Genomic DNA, 21693 nt, shown 5'->3' with positions numbered 1-21693 from the left:
GGGGCGCCTGAATCGTGCGCCCGGCGCCCGCCGCCGTAATATAGGCGCCATGCACTTCGATCTCGCCGACCTCCGCCTGTTCATCCACATCGCCGAATCCCCCAGCCTGACGCAGGCCGCCAAGCGCGCCCACCTGTCGCTGGCCGCGGTCAGCGTGCGCATCAAGGCGCTGGAGAACCAGCTCAACACCCGCCTGTTGTACCGCGACAGCCGCGGCGTGGAAATCACCCCGGCCGGCCAGCGGCTGTTGCAGCACGCGCGGGTCATCATGCGCCAGGTCGATCACCTGAAGCACGACTTCCAGGAGCAGGCCGACGGCGATGCCGGCCACATCCGCATCTTCGCCAACACCACGGCGGTCACCGAATTCATGCCGGACATCCTGGCGCGGTTCCTGGCGGGCCATCCCGGCGTCACCGTCGACCTGCAGGAACGCCTGACGCGCGACATCGTGCGCGGCGTGCTGGACGGCACCACCGACCTGGGCATCGTCGCCGGGCCGGTCGACGCGCCCGAACTGCAGACCATCCACTTCAGCACCGACCGGCTGGTGCTGGTGGTGCCCAATGGCCATCCGCTGCAGGAGCAGGACAAGGTCAAGCTGGCCGACGCGGTGCGCTATCCGTTCATCACCATGCATGAGGGCTCGACCCTGGTGGCGTTCCTGCGCGACCAGCTCGAGCGCATCGGCCAGCGCCTGCCGCAACGCATCCAGCTCTACAGCTTCGATTCCATCTGCCGGATGGTGCAGGCGGGCGTCGGCGTCGGCGTGATCCCGGATTCGGCCGCGCGCCGCTACGGCGCGGAGATGAAGCTGCGCGTGGTGGAGCTGGACGAGCCCTGGGTGGTGCGCGAACGCAAGCTGCTGGTGCGCGACATCGACGCCCTGCCCGGCTGCGCGCGTGAACTGATCGAGCAGATCCGGCAGCCGGCGGCGGCCTGACGCAGGCCCTAGCGCCCCGTGAACGCCGGCGCGCGCTTCTGCGCGAAGGCGCGCATGCCCTCCAGGTAGTCGTCGGTGTAGCCCAGCTCGCGCTGCAAGGCGCATTCCAGGTCGAACTGCTGCGCCAGCGTGTTGCCGCTGGACGCATGCAGCGCCTGCTTGGTGGCGGCGTAGGCGCGCGTCGGCCCGTCCGCCAGGGTGGCGCGGACCTCGGCCAGCGTCGCGGCCAGGTCCGCATCCGGCACCACGCGCCAGATCAGCCCCCAGGCCTCGGCCTGGCGCGCGCTGACGGCCTCGCCGAACAAGGCCGCGCCCATGGCGCGCGCCGAGCCCACCAGGCGCGGCAGGAACCAGGTGCCGCCGGCGTCCGGCAGCAGGCCGATCTTGCTGAAGGCCTGGATGAAGCGCGCCGACTCCACCGCGAACACCACGTCGCAGGCCAGCACCAGGCTGGCGCCAGCGCCGGCCGCCACGCCGTTCATGACGCACACCACCGGCGCCGGCAGCGCGCGCAGCCGCAGGATGAGCGGCTTGTACAGTTTTTCCAGGTTCTCGCTCAGGTCGCGGCGCGAACCGTCCTCGGCCGGCTTGCGCTCGCCCAGGTCCTGGCCGGCGCAGAAGCCGCGGCCGGCGCCAGTCAGGATCACGCCGCGCAAGCCGGCGTGCGCCTCCAGCGCATCCAGCGCCCGCGCCAGCTCGGCGTGCATGACGGCGGTAAAGCTGTTCAGGCGCTCGGGGCGGTTGAGGGTGATGAGGCCGACGCCCTGCTCCAGCGTGAACGTGATCTCGGTGTAGCGGTCATGGCTCATGCCAGTTCCTCCAGCACCGCCAGTTGCTCGGCGCTGTCGCCCAGCAACAGGTCCGCCACCGTCAGGCGCTTGAAGTAGTCGCCCACCTCCAGCTCGTCCGTCATGCCCATGCCGCCATGCAATTGCACCGCCATCTGCGCCACCAGCCGGCCCGCGCGCGCGATTTCGAGCTTGGCCGAGGCCAGCATGCGGCGGCGCTGCGCCGGGTCGGGTTCGGTCAGCGCGGCCACCGCCACGTAGGCCATCGATAGCGCCAGTTCCTTGGCCACCAGCATTTCCGCCAGGCGGTGCTGCAAGGCCTGGAACGCGGCCAGCGGCTGGCCGAACTGCTTGCGCGTCTTGAGATAGTCGACGGTGATCTCCAGCAACCGCTCCATCGCGCCCGCAGCGTGGGCGCATAGCGCCGCCGTCCCCCATTGCAGCGCCTGCGCCAGGGCCGCGTCGGCCGCCTCGCCCCGCGCCAGCAGTGCGTCCGCGCCAAGCGATGCCGCGTCGAAATCCAGGCGGGCGCAACGCGCGCCGTCCAGCGTCGGCGTGTCGGTGACGCGTACCCCAGTGACATCCGCCGGCACCGCCAGCAGCAGCGTGGCGCCGTCGTCGGCCCGTGCGCTCACCAACCAGGCATGGGCCGCGGCGCCATGCCACACCAGGTGCTTGGCGCCGTCCAAACGCCAGCCGTTGCCGTCGCGCGTTGCGCGGCAGTCATTCGGATCGGCCTGGTAGCGGCGTCCGGGTTCCTGGTACGCCACGCTGACCACCTGCTCGCCCGAGGCGATGGCGGGCAACCAGCGCTCACGCGCGGCGGCGTCGCAGGCGCCGATCAGGGCCGCGCCCATCACGGCGCTCGGGATCACCGGCTCGGCCACCAGCCCGCGCCCCAGTTCCAGGTGCACCGGCAGCAGGCTGGCCGGCACTTCGCCGAAGCCGCCCGCTTCCTGCGGAATGTTCAGCCCCAGCACGCCCAGCTCGGCCAGCGCGCTCCAGGCCGCCGGATCGAGCCGGCCGGCGGCCTCGCGGGCCCGGCGCCGAGGCCGGGTCCATGCCTGGTCCACCAGGCGGCGCAGGCTGTCGGCCAGCATGCGCTGTTCTTCGGTATAGAGGAAATCCATGTGTCGTGCTCCTTGCGGCGCGCGCCTGTCTTGCAATCCAGGCGGGCGTCCGGATTGGCGGATTACAGGCCCAGCACCAGGCGGGCGATGATGCCCTTCTGCACTTCGGTGGTGCCGCCGTAGATCGAGGTCTTGCGCATGTCGGCATAGCCCGCGCCCGACGCCGCCGCCATCTCCGGGCCGGGGCCGTGATAGGCGGCATCGGCCAGCATCCATTCGGGGTCGTAGGGCCAGGCGTCGGGACCGGCGATTTCCATCTGCAGCATGGCCAGGTCCTGCTGGATCTCGGAACCCCGGATCTTGAGCACCGAAGCCTCCGGGCCGGGCGTGCCGCCGTTGCTGGCGGCCACGCGCAGCAGCAGCATTTCCAGCGCCATGATGTCGACCTCGATGCGCGAGATGCGGTCCCGCATGCGGCTGTCGGCCAGCAGCGGCCGGCCGCGCGAGGTGGCGCGGGCCACCATGTCCTTGAGGATGCCGAGTTCGCGATGGCAATGGCCGAGGCCGGCGATGCCGGTGCGTTCGTGTCCCAGCAGGTACTTGGCGTACGTCCAGCCCTGGTTCTCCTCGCCCACCAGGTTGGCGACCGGCACCCGCACGTTCTCCAGCCACACTTCGTTGACATCATGGCCGCCGTCGAGCGTGCGGATCGGACGCACGGTCACGCCCGGCGCGCGCATGTCCAGCAGCAGCATCGAGATGCCGCGCTGGGCGCGCGCGTCGGGATCGGTGCGCGCCAGGCAGAACATCCAGTCGGCGTACTGCGCCAGCGTGGTCCAGGTCTTCTGGCCGTTGACCACGTATTCATTCCCATCGCGCACCGCGCGGGTCTTGAGCGAGGCCAGGTCCGACCCCGAACCCGGTTCGGAATAACCCTGGCACCACCAGTCCTGCACCCGGGGAATACGCGGCAGGAAGCGCGCCTGCTGCTCGACGCTGGCGTACTTCATCAGCACCGGGCCGATCATGGACAGGCCGAACGGCAACAGGCGCGGCGCGCCGGCCTTGAAGCATTCCACTTCGAAGATCAGCCGTTCCAGCGCGTTCCAGCCGGTGCCGCCGTGCTCGACGGGCCAGTTCGGCGCGCCCCAGCCCTGGTCGGCCAGGATGTTGTGCCAGCGCACGTAGTCGTCGCGCTCCAGCCGCTGGTGCCGGCGCACCTTGTCGCGGATGTCCCGCGGCAGCCGGTCGGCGGCGAACGCGCGCACCATTTCGCGGAACCGGATCTCTTCCGGCGTCCAGGTCAGATTCATGGCCTACCTCCTTTGGCGGCTATCTAGCCATGCCGACCCGGCGCCGGACAATCTGCGGTTGCCGAAGGCGGGCTTTTGCCTCGGTGTAGGGCCATCGCGAACGGGCACTACGGGCCGGCAAAAGGCCTGCTTCAGCAATGAAGAATGGCACCTGCCGGCGCCAGCCCCGACACTGGCGGCTCATCCATCCGAAACCGTATGCCATGACCGCAACCGACCCACGCGCCACCGAAGGCGTCGAGGCGCAATACCGCCAGGCGCTCGATCAGGGACGCTTCCAGATCCAGCATTGCGACGCCTGCGACCGCGCCGTGTTCTATCCCCGCATGATCTGCCCGCATTGCGGCGCGCAGCAGTTGTCCTGGCGCACGCCGGACGGGCGCGGCACGGTCTATTCCACCACCACCGTGCGGCGCAAGCCCGAGGCGGGCGGCGACTACAACGTGGCGCTGGTCGACCTGCTCGAAGGCGTGCGCCTGATGAGCCGGGTCGAGGGCGTGGCGCCCGACGCCGTGCGCATCGGCATGGCGGTGCGAGCCCAGGTGGCCGTGACGGAAGGCCGCGGCCTGCTGGTCTTTGTTCCCGACAAGGAGGCGCAATGACGCTGAACGATCTGCGCGGCGCCGTCGCGGTGGCGGGGGTCGGCCATGCCGGCCTGGGCCAGGCCCACGGCTACACCGAAATGGAAATCCTGGTGCAGGCGGCGCAGCGCGCGGTGGCCGACGCCGGCCTGTCGATGCGCGACATCGACGGCCTCTGCACCGCCAGCGTGGCGGCGCCGATGTGGGCGATGCCGGTCATCGAGCACCTGGGCATCCGCCCCAGCTTCATCGACAGCACCATGCTGGGCGGTTCCAGCTTCGTGGCGCACCTGCTGCCGGCGCTGCACGCGCTGGCCTCGGGCCAATGCAACGCGGTGCTGGTCTGCTATGGCAGCACGCAGCGCACCTCGACGCTGAGCCGCGCCGAGATCGGCCGCGTGCGCAAGCAGTTCGATCCGCAACCCTACGAGACGCCGTACGACCCGTTGAGCCCGCTGTCGTCGTATGCGCTGGCCGCGGCGCGCCACATGCACCAGTACGGCACCCGCCGCGAACACCTGGCACAGGTCGCGCTGGCCGCCAATCAATGGGCCCAGCTCAATCCCGAGGCGCAGTTGCGCGAGCCGGCCACGCTGGAACAGATCCTGGCCGCGCGCATGGTGTCCGACCCGTTGAGCGTGCGCGATTGCTGCCTGGTCACCGACGGCGCCGGCGCCTATGTGCTGGTGCGCGCCGACCGCGCCCGCGACCTGCCGCGCCCGCCGGTCTACGTGCTGGGCAACGCCACCGCCGTGTGGAACCGGCAGATCTCGTCGATGGAGGACCTGACCGTCACCGCCGCCAGCGAATCGGGCCGCCGCGCCTATGCCATGGCGGGCGTCTCGGCCCACGACATCGACGTGGTCGAGCTGTACGACGCCTTCACCATCAACACCCTGCTGTTCCTGGAAGACCTTGGCTTCTGCGCCAAGGGCGAAAGCAAGGACTTCATCGCCGACGGCGCCATCGCGCCCGGCGGGCGGCTGCCCGTCAACACCAACGGCGGCGGCCTGTGCTGCGTGCATCCCGGCATGTACGGCGTCTTCATCATGATCGAGGCCGTGCGGCAACTGCGCGGCGAGGCCGGCGCGCGCCAGGTGACCGGCGCCGAACTGGCACTGGTGCACGGCAACGGCGGCACGCTGTCCAGCCAGGCCACCGCCATCCTCGGCACCGCCGCCACCCTCTGACCCCGATCGCAGCAACCATGTCGCACGCTGAACCGCTCACCCGCATCCACCAGTTGCTGGCCCGCCAGGCCGGCAGCCAGCCCGACGCCATCTGCCTGTACGAGGAAGGCGGCGGCATCCTGACCTACGCGCAACTGTGGCAACGCGCCGAGGACGCGGCGCGCTGGCTGACGGCGGCGGGCGTGAAGCCGGGCCACCGGGTGCTGATGGTCGGCGAGAACTGCGCCGCCATGATCGCCGCGTTGTTCGGCTGCGGCATCATCGGGGCCTGGCCGGTTGGCGTGAACGCGCGCTTGTCGGCGCGGGAAATCGCCGCCATCAGCGCCCACGCCCAACCCGAGATCACGCTCTACACCAGCGGGGTTTCCGGCGCCGCCGCCGCCCATGCCGACGCGGCCGGCGCGCAACCCGCCGATGCCGCCGCCTGGGGGCCAGGCGTGCGGGCACGGCGCGCGGATTCTCCGACCCAACCCGAAACCGATGCCCAGGCCGCCGAGGTCGCCACCGTGATCTACACGTCCGGCACCACGGGCGCGCCCAAGGGCGTCATGGTGCCGCATCGCGGCCTGCTGCATTTCGCCGGCGTCTCGGCCGCGTCGCGCCGCCTGACGCCGCGCGACATCGGCTACGCCGCCCTGCCGCTGTCGCACATCTTCGGCATCGCCACCGTGCTGATGGCGACGCTGCACGCCGGCGCCAGCCTGGTGCTGCGCAGCCGCTTCGATCCCGAGGACGCCTTCAAGGCGCTGGCCCACCCCGGCATCAGCATCCTGCAGGGCGTGCCGACCATGTTCAACCGCATGCTGGCGGCCGCGCCGCCGCGCGCTGAACTGCGCGCGCCGGCGCTGCGCTACGTCTACACCGGCGGCGCGGCGCTCGACCCGACGCTCAAGCGCGACGCCGAACGCTACTTCGGCGTCGCCATGCATCACGGCTATGGCATCACCGAATACGCCGGCTCCATGTTCATCACCGACATCGACGCCCCGCCGACCGATTGCAGCGCCGGCTACGCGGTGGACGGCGTGCAATTGCGCATCGGCCGTCCCGACGCCGACGCGCCGCGCCCCGGCGAACGCGGCGACATCCTGATCCGCGGCCCCGGCGTGATGCTGGGCTACTACCGCGACCCGGCGCAGACCGCGCAGGCCCTGCTGCCCGGCGGCTGGCTCAACACCGGCGACATCGGCTACCTGGACGACCGCGGCGCGCTGTACATCGCCGGCCGCTCCAAGGACCTCATCATCCGGTCCGGCTTCAACGTCTACCCGATCGAGGTGGAGGCGGTCATCAACGCCTTTCCCGGCGTGCGCCTGTCGGCGGTGGTGGGCCGCCCCACGGAGGACCACAACGAGGAAGTCATCGCCTTCGTCGAGCCGCTGCCCGGCGCGCGGCTGGACACCCACCTGCTGATGCTGCACCTGCGCGCCCAGCTGGCGCCGTACAAGCGGCCGGCGCGGATCCACTGCATCGACACGATTCCCACCACCGTCAGCGGCAAGATCCTCAAGCAGCCGCTGAAAGAAAGGCTGGCGTAGGCGCGGCCCCGCTGTTCCGCTCCGCGACCGGCTCATTCCACAAGGAGACATGAGCGTGAACATCAAGACCCTGCTCGCCGCGGCCGCCGCCGTGGCGGCCATGGCGACCGGCGCCAGCGCCGCCGCCGACAGCGCCTACCCCGACCGCCCCATCCGCCTGCTGGTGGGCTACGCCCCCGGCGGCCCCGTGGACACCACCGCGCGCGTCTTCGCCAAGTACCTGGGCGACAAACTGGGCCAGGCGGTCGTGGTCGAGAACCGCGCCGGCGCCAGCGGCATGATCGCCTCCGACGCCACCGCCAAGGCGCCGCCCGACGGCTACCTGCTGGGCTTTGCCGCCAGCCCCACGCTGACCATGTCGCCGCTGGTCCAGCGCAGCACCCTGTTCGATCCGCGCAAGGACTTCTCGCTGATCGGCCTGGTCGTCGACTACGCCAACGTGCTGCTGATCGGCCCGCAGGCCCCGGCCAAGAGCGTGGGCGAGCTGGTCGACTACGCCCGCGCCCATCCCGATGCCGTGTCGTTCGGCTCGGCCGGCATCGGGGCGTCGAACCACCTGTCGGCCGAACTGCTGAAGAAGCAGGCCAGCGTGCCGATGCTGCACGTGCCGTATCGCGGCAACTCGCCGGCGATGATGGACGTGGTCAGCGGCAAGATCACTTTCATGTTCGACATCACCAGCACCGCGATTCCGTTCATCAAGAGCGGCAAGGCGCGCGCGCTGGCCGTCACCTCGCGCACCCGCAACCCCGAGCTGCCGGACGTGCCCACCATGATCGAGGCCGGCATGAAGGACTACGAGGTGGTCGGCTGGTACGCGCTGGTCGGCCCGCGCAAGCTGCCCGATGCGGTGCAGGCGCGCCTGACCCGCGCCCTGTCCGAGGTGTCGAAGGACCCCACCTTCCGCCGCGCCATGACCGACGGCGGCTACACCATCAACACCGGCGACGGCGCCGCGCTGCAACAGCGCATCGACCGTGAATATGCGCTGTGGGCCGATGTGATCCAGAGCGCCAACATTCAGGCCAACTGACTTTCAGGGAACACCGCCTATGACGCCAACCGCATTGCGCACGCAGACCCGATTGCCCATCATCGGCGCCCCCATGTTCCTGGTCTCCGGCCCGGACCTGGTGGCGGCGCAATGCGGCGCCGGCATCATCGGCACCTTCCCTGCGCTCAACGCCAGGCCGCAGGAACAGCTTCACGAGTGGATCACGCGCATCGAGGACAGGCTGGCGCGCGCGCGCCGGGCGGCGCCGCACGCTGTGATCGCGCCCTATGGCGTCAATCTCATCGTCCATCCCAGCAACGCCCGCTGGCAGGGCGACCTGGCCATCTGCGCCGAGCGCCGCGTGCCGCTCGTCATCACCTCGCTGCATCCACCCGAAGCGGTGGTGCGCGCCGTCCACGCCTACGGCGGCCAGGTCTACCACGACGTCACCACGGTGCGCCACGCCCGCCGCGCCCTGGAGGCGGGCGTCGACGGCCTGATCCTGGTCTCCGCCGGCGCCGGCGGCCATGCCGGCCGGCTCAACCCGATCGCCCTCGTCAACGAAATCCGTGCCTTTTACGCTGGTCCCCTGGCCCTGTCCGGCTGCATCAGCCACGGCAAGGACATCCTCGCCGCCCAGGCCCTGGGCTGCGACTTCGCCTACATGGGCACCCGCTTCATCGCCACCCGCGAATCCCTGGCCAACGACGCCTACCGCGAAATGATCCTGCGCGCCCAGGCCGCCGACGTCACCTACACCCCGTACTTCTCGGGGGTGCCCGCCAACTACCTGAGCGAGAGCATCCGCGCCGTGGGACTGGACCCCGCCCGGCTTCCCGACTACGACGCCCCGCCCCCGAACCTGGACAAGAACACTCGCCCCAAAGCCTGGAAAGACGTCTGGAGCGCCGGCCAGGGCGTGGGCGCCGCGCAGGAAGTGCTGGCGGTACACGAGCTGGTGAATCTGCTCGAAGCGGAATACCAGGCAGCCAGGCAAGCGCTGCTGCGCTGACAGTCAGAAGCGATAGCTCATCCTGACACTGCCCGCCTGCGACGACGCGCGGGACGTGTTCACGAGCGCATCATAGGCAAGAGACACGTCCAGTTGCCGCGTCAGCGGCAAGCCGACGCTCGCGCCGAACGTCAGGAATCCGCGCGACAGATCGGCGCCCGGCGCGGCGAAGCGCGTGCCGTCCTGCGACACGACCGTCATCGCGCGGCCGGTATCAAGCAGTTCGTGGGCGTAGGCCACACGGAACTGGAGATTCAACGGCCGCTGCGCGCTATCGAACGCCGTGTCGAAGGTCATGCCGACGTAGGGCTGCAGGCTGCGGGCGGTGTCCGAGCCGACATGCAGGTTCTGGCCCCTCGCGCCGCCTTCGTCAAAGCTGTTGGCGTAGAAATAGGCATAACGCAATCCCAGCCGGGGCGTCATGACCAGTCCGCCAAGCGCCAGGGGCTTGCTGACTTGCGCCGCCGCCGTGAATTCCTGCCCGATATGATCGCCCTTGGCCGTGCCGACATTCTCGAAGGGCCGCTTCTGCGACAGGAAATGCAGGCCGTAGCCGAGCATGCCCGTCACATCGACCGGCCCCAGGTCGCGGCTGGCATAGGTGGCCAGGCGCACCGTGTCGCGCGTGCCGGCGCTTTCCGTGCTCTCTTCCGACAGCTCGGCATGCGAATAGCCCATCGCCAGGCCGAAGGTGTTGCGATCCACCCGCTTGTCGGCGCCGGCGAGAAAGCCGTACTGGTTTTCCTGGAAGCCCGGCAGCCCTCCCGAGCCGGACAGCCGGCCATGCCGTCCCGTGGCGTTCGCCCAGACCGAAACGGTATCCGTCGCGTCGGCTGGCCCGGACGCGACGGCGCGCCGCGTCGCGCGTTCGAGCACCGCCGCCGTGGCCGACTGCGCGCTCATCAACGCGGCACTGCCAAGCGCCGTATAGATGCTGGTGCGGGTCGGCGCGATGATCACCGGCGTGTCGCCCGGCATGCCCGCGGCCGGATTGCTCAGCAGCAACGCGACCTCGTTGGCGCCATAGGCCACCGACGAGCGCAGGCCGTTCAGGTCCGCGCCGGAGGCCAGCGAACCCGTTACCGACGAGAAGCGCCCGCTGATGCCATTGGCCGCGCTCACCACGTTGTAGCGCGTGGCCGAATAGGTGCCCGGCGCGTATGTGATCGCCAGCGTCCCGTTCAATGTGGCGCTGCCACCGACCTTCAGCAACGATGCCTCGGTCGGACTGACTTCGATGGCCAAGGTCGCATTCGACGCCTGGGTGTAATTGCCGCCCACGTTCAGCGTGCCGATGGATCCACCGGGCGACACCATGCCGCCGTTCGTCACATCGCCGAGAATCGTGCCGTGCCCGCCGAGCGTGCCTTGCGCCCCGACCGCCACGTCGCCGCCCAGCACCGCGCCGCCATGGCCGGCATCGCCCACCTGGAGCCTGCCCTGAGCGACAGTCGTCGCGCCCGTGAATCCGGCATTCGAACCATTGAGCACGAGCATGCCGGTCCCTTGTTTGACCAACGCGCCGCTGCCCGTGAGCTCGCCTTCATAGACGCTGTCGGTGGCCGCGCCGAGCGTCAGCGTGCTGGCGCCGGCCAGCAGGCGCGAACCGGCCACCCCGTACACGCCGGCCAGCGTCTGGCCCGATGCCGCCGACAGGTCGAGCGTCGCGCCGCTGCCCATGAGCGAGACGGCCGAGGCCGCGGACAGCCGTCCCGCGCCGGTGAGCACCAGCGTGCCGCCGTTGATCGTGGTCGCGCCGGTGTAGGTGTTTACCCCCGAAAGCGTCTGCGTGCCACTGCTGAGCACCAGTCCGCCGGCGCCGTCGATGACGCCCGAAAACACGCCCGACGCGTTCGTCAGGGTCAGGGTGCGGCCGCCGAGCGCGACTCTCCCGCCGCCCGCAAGGCTGGCCACGGACGCGCCGCTCGTCGTCGCCGAAATGTCCAGCGTTCCGTTGCTCGTCACCCCGCTGGATGCCGCCACGCTGCCGCCGCCAGTAAGCGCGAGCGTCGCGCCGCTGTCGACGGTGGTGGTTCCCGTGTAGGTGTTGACGCCCGTCATCGTCAGGACCCTGCTGCCCTGGACGCTTACCGAGCCCGCGCCGGAGATGACGCCCGCAAACGTCAGGCCGCTTGTGGCCGAAGAGAACGCGACGCCGGACGCGGCATCGGTCAGGATCACGTCGTTGCCCAGCGTCAGCCCGGCGTGGCTCGCGGAAATGGTGGCGGTCGCCCCCGCATCGAACAACAGGCCGCCTACGATGTTGGAGCCCGTCAGCAGCGTCAACGTGTTGCCCGTGCCGCCGAACTGGATGGCCGCCGCGCGGGTGCCCGCGGGGCCATTGAGCGCGCCGGTGATGGTGCCCGCATTGACGATCGTGTCCATGCCGCGCGTCACGATACCGACCCCGCCGCCATTGCCGGCGCCGCCGGCGATGGTGCCGACATTGAGGATCACATTGCGCGAGCCGGCAAGATTGATGCCGGCCCCGCCTGCCCCGTCCGCCCCCGCGCCGGAATTACCCGCTCCCCCGCTGCCGCCCGCGCCTCCAGTGATGCTGCCGGTATTGGTGATGGTGGCGTTGCCGCCAACCGCGAGCAGGCCGTCGCCGCCGGCGCCTCCCCCGCCGCCAAAGCCGCCGCTGCCGCCGTTGCCGCCAGCGCCACCGGTGATCGTTCCGTTATTGTTGACCGAAGCCACCACCCCGGCCGACGTCAAGCCGCTGCCGCCCCCGCCGCCGCCGCCGCCGTTGCCGCTGCCCGTGTTGAAGACATTGCCGCCATTGCCGCCCGCGCCGCCCACGGCCGCCGCCGAATTGTTGATGGTGATATCGTTGCCCAGGTACTGAAGCGCGGTATTGCCGCCATTGCCACCGCCGCCGAAATTGGTGCCGTCGCGGCCGGCATTGCCGGCGTCGCCCGCGATCGGCGCGTTGATGGCCAATCCAGACCCCGGGAACATTTGTGCCGGTGCGTTGGCGGTCGCGTTGCCTGCGTCGCCGGCAGCCCCCGCGCCACCCGTTCCCGAGCCGCCCCAGCTTCCCGGCACCTGCACGGTCACGTTGCCCGGGCCGAGCTCGCTGGCGCCGCCCCCCTGGCCATTGCCATTGCCGCCAGCGCCGCCGCGACCGGGATAACCCGCTCCGCCGGGCGCGCCGCAACCCGTCGTGTCGCTGGCGGAACAGGCGGCCAAGGCGGGCGCCGCCGCGGTCGAAAGGGCCAGCGCCAGGGCGGCGCTGCCGGCCGCGAGCATGACGCTTGCGGCCGACCGCAAGCTGGCCACCGCAGGCGCGAAATCGTAGCGGTCTGACGTCGGAACGGTCGAAGACGCCGGCGCGTCACAGTGGGCCACAAGCCCGGATTTGCCTTGGAGCACGAATTTCCCCTTGCTTCCGCCCTGCCCAGTACCAGGATGACCCGGAGGGGACAACCGCCAGAATCCCGCGGCACGGCAATCATATGGAAGCCAGCGCCCGGGGAAGACCAAGCGTGTTCAACTGCCGAACGCTGGAGCGTTGCGCCGTCTGAGCGCGCATCGGCAGCAAATGTAATGCAAAGTTTCGTGGTTCGCCATGCTGGCGTTCCCGGCGGGGGGACGCGCCACCGGACCGCGCGGGGACGGGAACCCCTGCGCAGCGTGCTACGGCGCCTATTCCAGCTTGATGCCCGCCTTGTTGATCACTTCCCGCCATTTCAGGACTTCGCCGCGCACGAACGCGCCAAACGCCTCCGGGCTGCCGGGCTTGGGTTCCGCCCCCGCCGCCACCATCGCCTTGGCCGTCGCGGGATCCGACAACACCTTCACCATGTCCGCATTGACCCGCGCCACTATGTCGGCGGGCGTCCCCTTCGGCGCCAGCACCCCGCTCCACGAATACGCCTCGTACCCCGGCACGCCGGACTCGGCAATCGTAGGCACGTCCGGCAGCATGCTCGACCGCGTCGGATTCCCCACCCCCAACGCGCGCACCTTGCCCGTCTTCAGATGCGGCACCGCCGACGGCCCGTCCGCGAACATCACCTGCACCTGGCCGCCCAGCAGATCCTGCATCGCCGGCGCGCTGCCCCGGTAAGGAATGTGCTGGATCTTCACGCCCGCCATCGCATTGAACAGCTCGCCCGCCAGATGCGTGCCGCCGCCCGTTCCGGAGGAGCTGAACGACAGCTTGCCCGGATTCGCCTTGGCATAGGCAATGAGTTCGCTCACCGTATTCACCGGCAGCGACGGATTCACCACCAGCACGATGGGGAACACCGCCGCCATGCCCACCGGCACGAAATCGCGCGTGATGTCGTAGGTCAGGTCGCCGCGCAGGCTCGGCAGCACCGCATGGTGGATGGAAGCGAAAAAGAAGTTGTAGCCGTCCGGCTCGGCCTTGGCGGCGAACTGCGCGCCAACGATGCCGCCGGCGCCCGAGCGGTTGTCCACCACCGTCGGCACCGACCACAGGTGGCCCAGCGGCTGCGCCGTGAAGCGCGCGGTGGTGTCCACCGGACCGCCGGCCGGAAACGGCACGATGAAGGTCACGGCGTGCCCGGGCCAGGCGGCGGCGCGGGCGAAGGTGGGCAGCAACGTCGTGGCGCACGCAGCGCCCAGCCCCGCGATCACGCGGCGGCGTTGAGGATCTAGCAAGGCAGTCTCCTGAGTCTCGTTCTTGTCGGTGGCGCGGCCGCAAACCACACCGGAACAACGCGGTGCCTTGCCGCCTGCCGGCCCCATTTTTCTACTGCCTGCGCGTCAGGCGCGGCCGGGGCTTTTTTTATTATTTGCCGCGCGGCCGCTTTTGCCGCTACACATTTTCAAAAGCCCCTCTTTCGCCGCGATGCCGTGTTCGCTGAACGGACAATATCGCGCATCCGATGTCGCGCCACGGCGACGGCCATGCGGCCCGTCAAGCCGTCAACCCGGGCGGAGCGCCACGCTCGCCGCGGCACGACACCGCCCCCGCCGCGGCTACTGTCCTCGCGCCGCGCGCTGCACGTGTTCGATGAAGCACTCGGCGAAGCTGGGCAGGTCGCGGCCGCGCTGGCGGCACAGCAGGCGGTCGCGCAGGGCCCAGGGATCTTCCAGTTTCAACACGTGCAAGGCATCGGGCCGGCTGTAGCGCGCCGCGCAGGCGCGCGGCACCACGGCGATGCCGGCGCCGGCCTCGACCATGCGGCACACGGCCTCGAAACTGCCCACGTGCACACGCTGGCAGATGCGCTTGCCCAGGCCGCTGGCGATGTCCTCCAGGAAGGTCTGGATGGCGCTGTCGGGATGGATGCCGACGAACTGATAGGCATCGATCAGGTCGGCAAAATGGGCGGACTTCGACGCCGCCAGCGGATGGTTCAGCGCCGTGACCACGGTGAGCTCATCGCGGAACAGCGGCGTCACATCCAGGCCCTCGACGTCGATGTTGCCGGCCACCAGCCCCAGGTCGCCGGCGCCCGCGCGGATCGCGATGACGATGTCGCCGGAGATCTTCTCTTCCAGCTCGACGTCCACGTCGGGGTTCTCGGCCAGGAAGGTCGACAGCGCATCCGCCAGGAAGGAATTGGTGGCGGTGGTGTTGGCCAGCAGCCGCAGCCGCCCTTTCAGGCCGCTGGCGTAGGGCTGCAGGTCGGCGTTCAGGCATTCGAGCTGGCGAAACACCGCGTTGGCGTGCTTGAGCAGCACCTCGCCAGCCGGCGTCAGCGCCACGCCCGTCGCCATGCGCACCAGCAGCCGCGCCTTGAAGGCCTCTTCCATGTGCTTGACGCGCGCGCTGGCGGCGGGCAGCGACAGGAAGGTGCGTTCGGCCGCGCGGGTCAGATTGAGCGTTTCCCCCACGTTCACGAAGAGCCGCAGGTCAGTCAGATCATGTCTCATGTTCCACCACACAGAAGGGGGGCATTTCTAATTTTGAATTCTTCGAATGCCGTGACGACCATACCATGGGGCAACCCCGTAAACCATACGGTTTGACGCGGAACTGTTTCCCACGCGGCGCGCGCCGCGGCATCTGGAGTAAGCCCCAATGAGCGGTATTGTTTCCGGCAAGGTAGTGGTCGTTACAGGCGCGGGCGGCGGCATCGGCCGCGGCATCGCGCTGGCCATGGCGCAGGCGGGCGCCAAGGTCGTGGTCAACGACATCGGCGTCTCGCTCACCGGCGAGGGCGGCGGCGAAGGCCCCGCGCAGGCCGTGGCAAGCGAGATCGTCGCGGCGGGCGGACAGGCCGTCGCCAACACCGACAGCGTGGCCGCGTACGACAGCGCCAGCCGCGTCATCCAGACCGCCATCGACGCCTTCGGGCGCATCGATGCGGTGGTCAACAACGCCGGCAACCTGCGCGACCGCGTATTCCACAAGATGAGCGAGGAGGAGTGGCGCCAGGTCATCGACGTGCACCTGAACGGCTCGTTCTTCATGAGCCGCGCCGCCGCGCCCTATTTCCGCGAGCAGGAATCCGGCGCCTTCGTGCACATGACGTCCACGTCCGGGCTGATCGGCAATTTCGGCCAGGCCAACTATGCCGCCGCCAAGCTCGGCATCGTCGCGCTGTCCAAGTCGATCGCGCTCGACATGGCGCGCTACAACGTGCGCTCGAACTGCATCGCGCCGTTCGCCTGGAGCCGCATGACCAGCTCCATTCCCGCCGAGACCGACGAGGAGAAGGCGCGCGTCGAAAAGCTGAAGAAGATGGAGGCCAACAAGGTCGCGCCCATGGCGGTGTACCTGGCCAGCGACGCGGCCAGCGCCATCACCGCGCAGGTGTTCGCGGTGCGCGCCAACGAGATCATGCTGATGAGCCAGCCGCGGCCGCTGCGCAGCGTGCACCACGGCGAAGGCTGGACGCCCGAGCTGATCGGCGAGATCGCCGTGCCCGCCATGCGCAAGCATTTCTACGCGTTGGAGCGCTCGCCCGACGTGATCGACTGGGATCCCATCTGAGGCCGCCATGCCACTCGATTACGCAACCGTGAAGCACTGGCGCTTCGACGACGTGCGCCAGCACTACGACGACAAGGACACAATGCTGTATGCCCTGGGCATCGGCCTGGGACAGGATCCCGAGGACGCCCGGCAACTGCGCTACGTGTACGAGAAAGACCTGCGCGCCTTTCCCACCATGAGCGTGGTGCTGGGCTATCCGGGCTTCTGGATGAGTGACCCGCGCGCCGGCATCGACTGGGTCCGGCTGGTGCATGGCGAGCAGCGCCTGGCGGTGCACGCGCCCCTGCCCACGTCCGGCACCGTGATCGGCAGGAGCCGCGTCACCCACGTGATCGACAAGGGCGCGGACAAGGGTGCGATCGTGGTCACCGAACGCACGCTGCACGACAGCGCCGGCACGCACCTGGCCACCTTGCGGCAAAGCACCTTCTGCCGTGGCGACGGCGGCTTCGGCCAGGGCGACGCCAGCCCCGAGCCGCTGCCCGCCGCGCCGCAGGGCGAGCCGGAGCGCCGCTGCGAACTGCGCATTCCGCCGCAGGCGGCGCTGCTGTACCGCCTGAACGCCGATCGCAATCCGCTGCATGCCGACCCCGAGGTCGCGCATCAGGCGGGTTATCCCAAGCCGATCCTGCATGGCCTGTGCTCCTACGGCATCGCCGCGCATGCGCTGGTCAAGACCTGGTGCGACTACGATGCCTCCCGCCTGACCCGGCTGGATGCGCGCTTCTCGGCGCCGGTCTATCCGGGCGAGACCTTGCAATGCGATATGTGGCGCATGCCGGACGGCCAGATCCGCTTCATCGCCCGCGCCGTCGAACGCGACGTCGTCGTCATGAGCCATGGCGCCGCCGAGGTGCAATCATGACGCGCCCGCCCGCATTGGACGGCATCCGGGTGCTGGACCTGTCGCGCATCCTGGCAGGCCCGTGGTGCACGCAGAACCTGGCCGACCTGGGCGCCGACGTCATCAAGATCGAGCGCCCCGGCGTCGGCGACGACACCCGCGCCTGGGGCCCGCCCTTCCTGAAAGACGGCAATGGCGTCGACACCAACGAATCCGCCTATTACCTCAGCGCCAACCGCAACAAGCGCTCGGTCGAGGCCGACATGGCCACGCCGCAAGGCGCGGCGCTGATCCGCGAACTGGCGGCGGTCAGCGATATCCTGGTCGAGAACTTCAAGGTCGGCGGGCTGGCCAAGTACGGCCTGGACTATGCCAGCCTGAAGGCCATCAATCCGCGCCTGATCTATTGCTCCATCACCGGCTTCGGCCAGGACGGTCCGTTCGCGCAACGTCCCGGCTATGACTTCATGATCCAGGGCATGGGCGGGCTGATGAGCATCACCGGCGAACGCGACGACCTGCCCGGCGGCGGACCGCAAAAGGCAGGCGTGGCAGTCACCGATATCGTCACCGGCATGTATGCGACGGTGGCGATCCTGGCGGCGCTGCAGGAACGCCACCGCAGCGGCCTCGGCCAGCACCTGGACATCGCGCTGCTCGACAGCCACGTGGCGCTGCTGGCCAACCAGAATTCCAACTATTTCAATTCCGGCGTGGCGCCGACGCGCGCCGGCAACGCGCACCAGAACGTGGTGCCCTACCAGGTCTTCGCCGCCAGCGACGGCCATCTGATCGTGGCCACCGGCAACGAATCGCAGTACCGCGCCTATTGCAAGGCCATCGGCGCGCCGGAGCTGGGGGACGATCCGCGCTTTGCCACCAACCGGCTGCGCGTGGCCAATCGCGAGCTGCTGGTAGAGCTGCTGGCCGACATCATGCGCCAGGGCCGGCGCGATGACTGGATCGCCAAACTGGAGGCCGTGGGCGTGCCCTGCGGCCCGATCAACAATATCGCCCAGGCCTTCGCCCACCCGCAGACGCAGGCGCGGCAATTGCGCCGCGACCTGCCGCACCCGGGGGGTGGCGCGGCGCCGGTGACGGCCAGCCCGCTGCGGTTCTCGGACTCCCCCGTGGTGTACCGACGCGCGCCGCCGCTGCTGGGCCAGCACACCGAGGAGGTGCTGCGCGAGGTGCTGGGAAAATCGCCACGGGCCATCGCGGAATTCGTGTCGACGCGGATCCGCTAACGTGATTGAGGATCTCACTTATCAGACGATATAACGAATGAAGGCTCACATTCGGCCAGGGTTTTGACCTTATGATTTCGGCCACCGTCCGATCCACTCCCTATTGCGCCGAGCGAGCCACCATGCCAGTGACCAGACCCTTGAGGCGCGTGTTCCGGCGCCTGTTTCGGCGCACGCGCGACACACGGAATGCGGATCTTCTCGGGCAGATCGCGGCCATCCACAAGGCGCAGGCGGTCATCGAGTTCGACCTGGACGGCCATGTGCTCATGGCCAACCAGAATTTCCTCGATGCCATGGGTTACACGCTCGACGAACTGCTGGGGCAGCACCATCGCATCTTCGTCGCAGCCGATCGACGCGACTGCCCGCAATACCAGGCCTTCTGGGCCAAGCTCAAGCGCGGCGAGTACGACGCGGGCCGCTACCGCCGCATCCACAAGGACGGCAGCGACGTCTGGCTGCAGGCCAGCTACAACCCGATCCTCGACGCCTCCGGCCGGCCCTTCAAGGTGGTCAAGTACGCCACCGACGTGACCGAGCAGCAGCGCCGCCAGGCCGACACCGAGGGCCAGCTTGCCGCCATCTCCAAGGTGCAGGGCATCATCGAATTCGAGCTGGATGGCACCATCATCCGCGCCAACGACCTGTTCCTGGACGCCATGGGCTACCGCGAAGACGAACTGCGCGGCCGCCACCACAGCACGCTGGTGCTGCCCGAGGAAGTCCGCGGCCCCGCCTACAAGGAATTCTGGCGCAAGCTGCGCGGCGGCGAATACGACACCGGCCAATACCTGCGCATCGGCAAGGGCGGCCGCCGCGTCTGGATCGAGGCCAGCTACAACCCGATCTTCGATGCCGAGGGCCGGCCCTTCAAGGTGGTGAAGTTCGCCACCGACATCACCAAGCGCTTCACCGCCGCGCAGACGCTGCGGGTGGCGGTGCAGGGCCTGACCGAGAACGCCGAGCGCGCCAGCCAGGCCAACACGCTGGCCCGCGACGCCTGCCAGGTCGCCGAGGAAGGCGGCAAGACCGTGGCCGGCGTGGTGGCCACCATGGGCGCCATCACCGATAGCTCCAAGCGCATTTCGGAGATCATCGGCGTGATGGACGGCATCGCGTTCCAGACCAATATCCTGGCGCTCAATGCCGCGGTCGAGGCGGCGCGCGCCGGCCCGCACGGCAAGGGCTTCGCGGTGGTGGCGGCGGAAGTGCGCAGCCTGGCCCAGAACAGCGCATCCGCGGCCAAGGAGATCAAGGACCTGATCACCACCTCGGTCCAGCAGATCGGCAACGGCGCCGAACAGGTGCAGTCCGCCGGCGCCACCATGGAGAACATCGTGACCTCGTCGCGGCGGGTCACCGAGATCATGGGCGAAGTGGTGGAGGTCTCGCTGGCGCAATCGGCCAAGCTGGGCGAAGTCACCGAGGACATCACCCAGATGACGGCCGAGGCGGCGCACGAACTGCAGAGCGCTTATGAGGCCCAGGACCGACCCGAGGCGGCGCGCGAAGCGGCATCGGCGCGGGCCGCGGCGCCCCGCGCGCCGGCGTCCTCGCAATCGGCGCTGGAGTACGTGCGCTACTGACCGGCCCTGATCGGGCGACCACGGGCGCCCGCGCCGACGGCAGGCCGCGAATCGTCCCGGGGAAAAAAAGGGCGCCGTCACCGGCGCCCTTTTCGCGTTCCTGTCGCCCGTTTACGCGGCGGCGACCGGGATCTTGCCGATCCGGGCCTGCCATTCCTTCGGCCCGGTGGTGTGGACCGAAGTGCCCTGGGCGTCAACCGCCACGGTCACCGGCATGTCCTTCACGTCGAACTCATAGATGGCTTCCATGCCCAGGTCGGCGAACCCCAGCACCTTGGCGCCGCGGATCGCCTTGGACACCAGGTAGGCCGCGCCGCCCACGGCCATCAGGTAGGCCGAGCCGTGCTTCTTGATCGACTCGATCGCGACGGGGCCGCGCTCGGACTTGCCGATCATGGCGATCAGGCCGGTCTGCTCCAGCATCATGTCGGTGAACTTGTCCATGCGGGTGGCGGTGGTCGGACCGGCCGGGCCCACCACTTCGTCGCGCACCGGATCGACCGGGCCGACGTAGTAGATGACGCGGTTGGTGAAGTCCACCGGCAGCGGCTCGCCCTTGGCCAGCATGTCCTGGATGCGCTTGTGCGCGGCGTCGCGGCCGGTCAGCATCTTGCCCGACAGCAGCAGGGTCTGGCCCGGCTTCCAGCTGGCGACCTCTTCCTTGGTCAGCGTGTTCAGGTCGACCTGCTTGGACTTGTTGTAGTCCGGCGCCCAGTGCACTTCCGGCCATTCCGACAGCGACGGCGGGTCCAGGCGCGCCGGGCCCGAGCCGTCCAGCTCGAAGTGGGCGTGGCGGGTGGCCGCGCAGTTCGGGATCATGGCGACGGGCTTGGAGGCCGCGTGCGTCGGGAAGGTGTTGATCTTGACGTCCAGCACGGTGGTCAGGCCGCCCAGGCCCTGCGCGCCGATGCCCAGCGCGTTGACCTTTTCGTACAGCTCGATGCGCAGCTCTTCGAGCTTGTTCTGCGGGCCGCGGGCCAGCAGTTCGTACATGTCGATGTCTTCCATCAGCGACTGCTTGGCCATCAGCATGGCCTTTTCGGCGGTGCCGCCGACGCCGATGCCCAGCATGCCCGGCGGGCACCAGCCGGCGCCCATGGTCGGGACCGTCTTGAGCACCCAGTCCACCAGCGAATCGCTGGGGTTGAGCATGGCGAACTTCGACTTGTTTTCCGAACCGCCGCCCTTCGAAGCCAGTTGCACGTCGACCTTGTCACCCGGGACAAGCTCGACGTGCAGGATACAGGGCGTGTTGTCGCGAGTGTTCTTGCGGGCGAACAGCGGATCGTCCAGCACCGAGGCGCGCAGGGGATTATCCGGGTTCAGGTAGCCGCGGCGCACGCCTTCGTCGCACAGTTCCTGCAGGGTGCGCTTGGTGTCGAAGCGCACGCCCATGCCGACCTTCAGGAACACGTTGACGATGCCGGTGTCCTGGCACAGCGGGCGCTTGCCCTCGGCGCACATGCGCGAGTTGGTCAGGATCTGCGCCATCGCGTCGCGCGCGGCCGGGCTTTCCTCGCGCTCGTAGGCGCGGGCCAGGTGGCGGATGTAGTCGACGGGGTGGTAATAGCTGATGAACTGAATGCCATCGGCTATCGACTGGATGAAGTCTTCTTCTTTGATGAGGACGGACATGGCGATATGCGATTAACGAAGGGAAACGTG

General features: G+C 69.2%; 17 protein-coding genes. 10 read left to right on the top strand and 7 right to left on the bottom strand.

All coding sequences use genetic code 11. The annotated features are described in order from the left end of the window. Positions 1–49 precede the first annotated feature (49 nt). Positions 50–943, top strand: a complete 894-nt coding sequence (locus SB816_RS23645; RefSeq protein ID WP_049055670.1) for a LysR substrate-binding domain-containing protein — start codon at positions 50–52, stop codon at positions 941–943. 8 nt (positions 944–951) lie between these two features. On the opposite strand, the gene paaG is transcribed toward SB816_RS23645, so the two are convergent. From paaG to SB816_RS23630, 3 genes are all read right to left on the bottom strand, one after another. Next, complete coding sequence (paaG, locus tag SB816_RS23640) at positions 952–1752, bottom strand: 2-(1,2-epoxy-1,2-dihydrophenyl)acetyl-CoA isomerase PaaG (protein WP_144657176.1); 801 nt, start codon at positions 1750–1752, stop codon at positions 952–954. Further along, positions 1749–2861 carry an acyl-CoA dehydrogenase family protein gene (locus tag SB816_RS23635; protein WP_144657174.1) on the bottom strand — a complete coding sequence of 371 codons (1113 nt, stop codon included), beginning with the start codon at positions 2859–2861 and terminating at the stop codon, positions 1749–1751. The genes paaG and SB816_RS23635 overlap by 4 nt, the downstream gene beginning before the upstream one ends. 62 nt (positions 2862–2923) lie before the next feature. After that, complete coding sequence (locus SB816_RS23630; protein WP_410547620.1) at positions 2924–4114, bottom strand: acyl-CoA dehydrogenase family protein; 1191 nt, start codon at positions 4112–4114, stop codon at positions 2924–2926. 203 nt (positions 4115–4317) lie between these two features. Between SB816_RS23630 and SB816_RS23625 the strand changes: the two genes are divergently transcribed. The 5 genes from SB816_RS23625 to SB816_RS23605 are packed head-to-tail and all read left to right on the top strand — an operon-like array spanning position 4318 to position 9429. Beyond that, positions 4318–4716, top strand: coding sequence for a Zn-ribbon domain-containing OB-fold protein (locus SB816_RS23625; protein WP_410547619.1), 399 nt, complete (start codon positions 4318–4320; stop codon positions 4714–4716). After that, positions 4713–5885: a thiolase gene (locus SB816_RS23620; RefSeq protein ID WP_410547618.1), complete on the top strand. Its 1173-nt coding sequence runs from the start codon at positions 4713–4715 to the stop codon at positions 5883–5885. The genes SB816_RS23625 and SB816_RS23620 overlap by 4 nt, the downstream gene beginning before the upstream one ends. Before the next feature lie 17 nt (positions 5886–5902). Beyond that, positions 5903–7423, top strand: coding sequence for a class I adenylate-forming enzyme family protein (locus SB816_RS23615; RefSeq protein ID WP_063580145.1), 1521 nt, complete (start codon positions 5903–5905; stop codon positions 7421–7423). Positions 7424–7478: 55 nt separating this feature from the next. After that, positions 7479–8456 carry a Bug family tripartite tricarboxylate transporter substrate binding protein gene (locus SB816_RS23610; RefSeq protein WP_410547617.1) on the top strand — a complete coding sequence of 326 codons (978 nt, stop codon included), beginning with the start codon at positions 7479–7481 and terminating at the stop codon, positions 8454–8456. Positions 8457–8475: 19 nt separating this feature from the next. Beyond that, positions 8476–9429 (top strand): NAD(P)H-dependent flavin oxidoreductase, encoded by a 954-nt coding sequence (locus tag SB816_RS23605; RefSeq protein ID WP_410547616.1) that lies wholly within the window; start codon positions 8476–8478, stop codon positions 9427–9429. A 3-nt stretch (positions 9430–9432) separates the two neighbouring features. Here the strand turns inward: SB816_RS23605 and SB816_RS23600 are convergent, their stop codons facing one another. The 3 genes from SB816_RS23600 to SB816_RS23590 all read right to left on the bottom strand — a co-directional run bounded on the left by SB816_RS23600 (position 9433) and on the right by SB816_RS23590 (position 15282). Next, the gene (locus tag SB816_RS23600) at positions 9433–12804 is read right to left on the bottom strand and encodes an autotransporter domain-containing protein (protein ID WP_410547615.1); all 3372 of its coding nucleotides are present in this window, start codon (positions 12802–12804) and stop codon (positions 9433–9435) included. A 273-nt stretch (positions 12805–13077) separates the two neighbouring features. Further along, positions 13078–14061 carry a Bug family tripartite tricarboxylate transporter substrate binding protein gene (locus SB816_RS23595; RefSeq protein ID WP_047992609.1) on the bottom strand — a complete coding sequence of 328 codons (984 nt, stop codon included), beginning with the start codon at positions 14059–14061 and terminating at the stop codon, positions 13078–13080. 321 nt (positions 14062–14382) lie between these two features. Next, positions 14383–15282, bottom strand: a complete 900-nt coding sequence (locus tag SB816_RS23590) for a LysR family transcriptional regulator (protein ID WP_054501852.1) — start codon at positions 15280–15282, stop codon at positions 14383–14385. A 148-nt stretch (positions 15283–15430) separates the two neighbouring features. Here SB816_RS23590 and SB816_RS23585 point away from each other — a divergent pair, with 148 nt between their 5' ends. The 4 genes from SB816_RS23585 (at position 15431) to SB816_RS23570 (ending at position 20028) form a co-directional block, all read left to right on the top strand. Next, the gene (locus SB816_RS23585) at positions 15431–16345 is read left to right on the top strand and encodes an SDR family NAD(P)-dependent oxidoreductase (RefSeq protein WP_144657167.1); all 915 of its coding nucleotides are present in this window, start codon (positions 15431–15433) and stop codon (positions 16343–16345) included. Between the two features lie 7 nt (positions 16346–16352). Continuing rightward, positions 16353–17213, top strand: a complete 861-nt coding sequence (locus SB816_RS23580; RefSeq protein WP_064526458.1) for a MaoC/PaaZ C-terminal domain-containing protein — start codon at positions 16353–16355, stop codon at positions 17211–17213. Continuing rightward, positions 17210–18439, top strand: a complete 1230-nt coding sequence (locus SB816_RS23575) for a CaiB/BaiF CoA transferase family protein (protein WP_410547614.1) — start codon at positions 17210–17212, stop codon at positions 18437–18439. Before SB816_RS23580 ends, SB816_RS23575 begins: the two co-directional genes overlap by 4 nt. Positions 18440–18561: 122 nt before the next feature. Beyond that, the gene (locus tag SB816_RS23570; protein ID WP_155755563.1) at positions 18562–20028 is read left to right on the top strand and encodes a methyl-accepting chemotaxis protein; all 1467 of its coding nucleotides are present in this window, start codon (positions 18562–18564) and stop codon (positions 20026–20028) included. 111 nt (positions 20029–20139) lie between these two features. Here the strand turns inward: SB816_RS23570 and SB816_RS23565 are convergent, their stop codons facing one another. Next, on the bottom strand, positions 20140–21663 hold the full coding sequence (locus tag SB816_RS23565) for a fumarate hydratase (RefSeq protein WP_020925082.1): 1524 nt from the start codon (positions 21661–21663) through the stop codon (positions 20140–20142). Between the last annotated feature and the right edge of the window lie 30 nt (positions 21664–21693).

The organism is Achromobacter sp. SIMBA_011, assembly GCF_046535435.1.
In the GTDB taxonomy this organism is placed as follows: domain Bacteria; phylum Pseudomonadota; class Gammaproteobacteria; order Burkholderiales; family Burkholderiaceae_B; genus Achromobacter; species Achromobacter dolens.
This window is presented reverse-complemented; position numbering and strand designations above follow the sequence as displayed.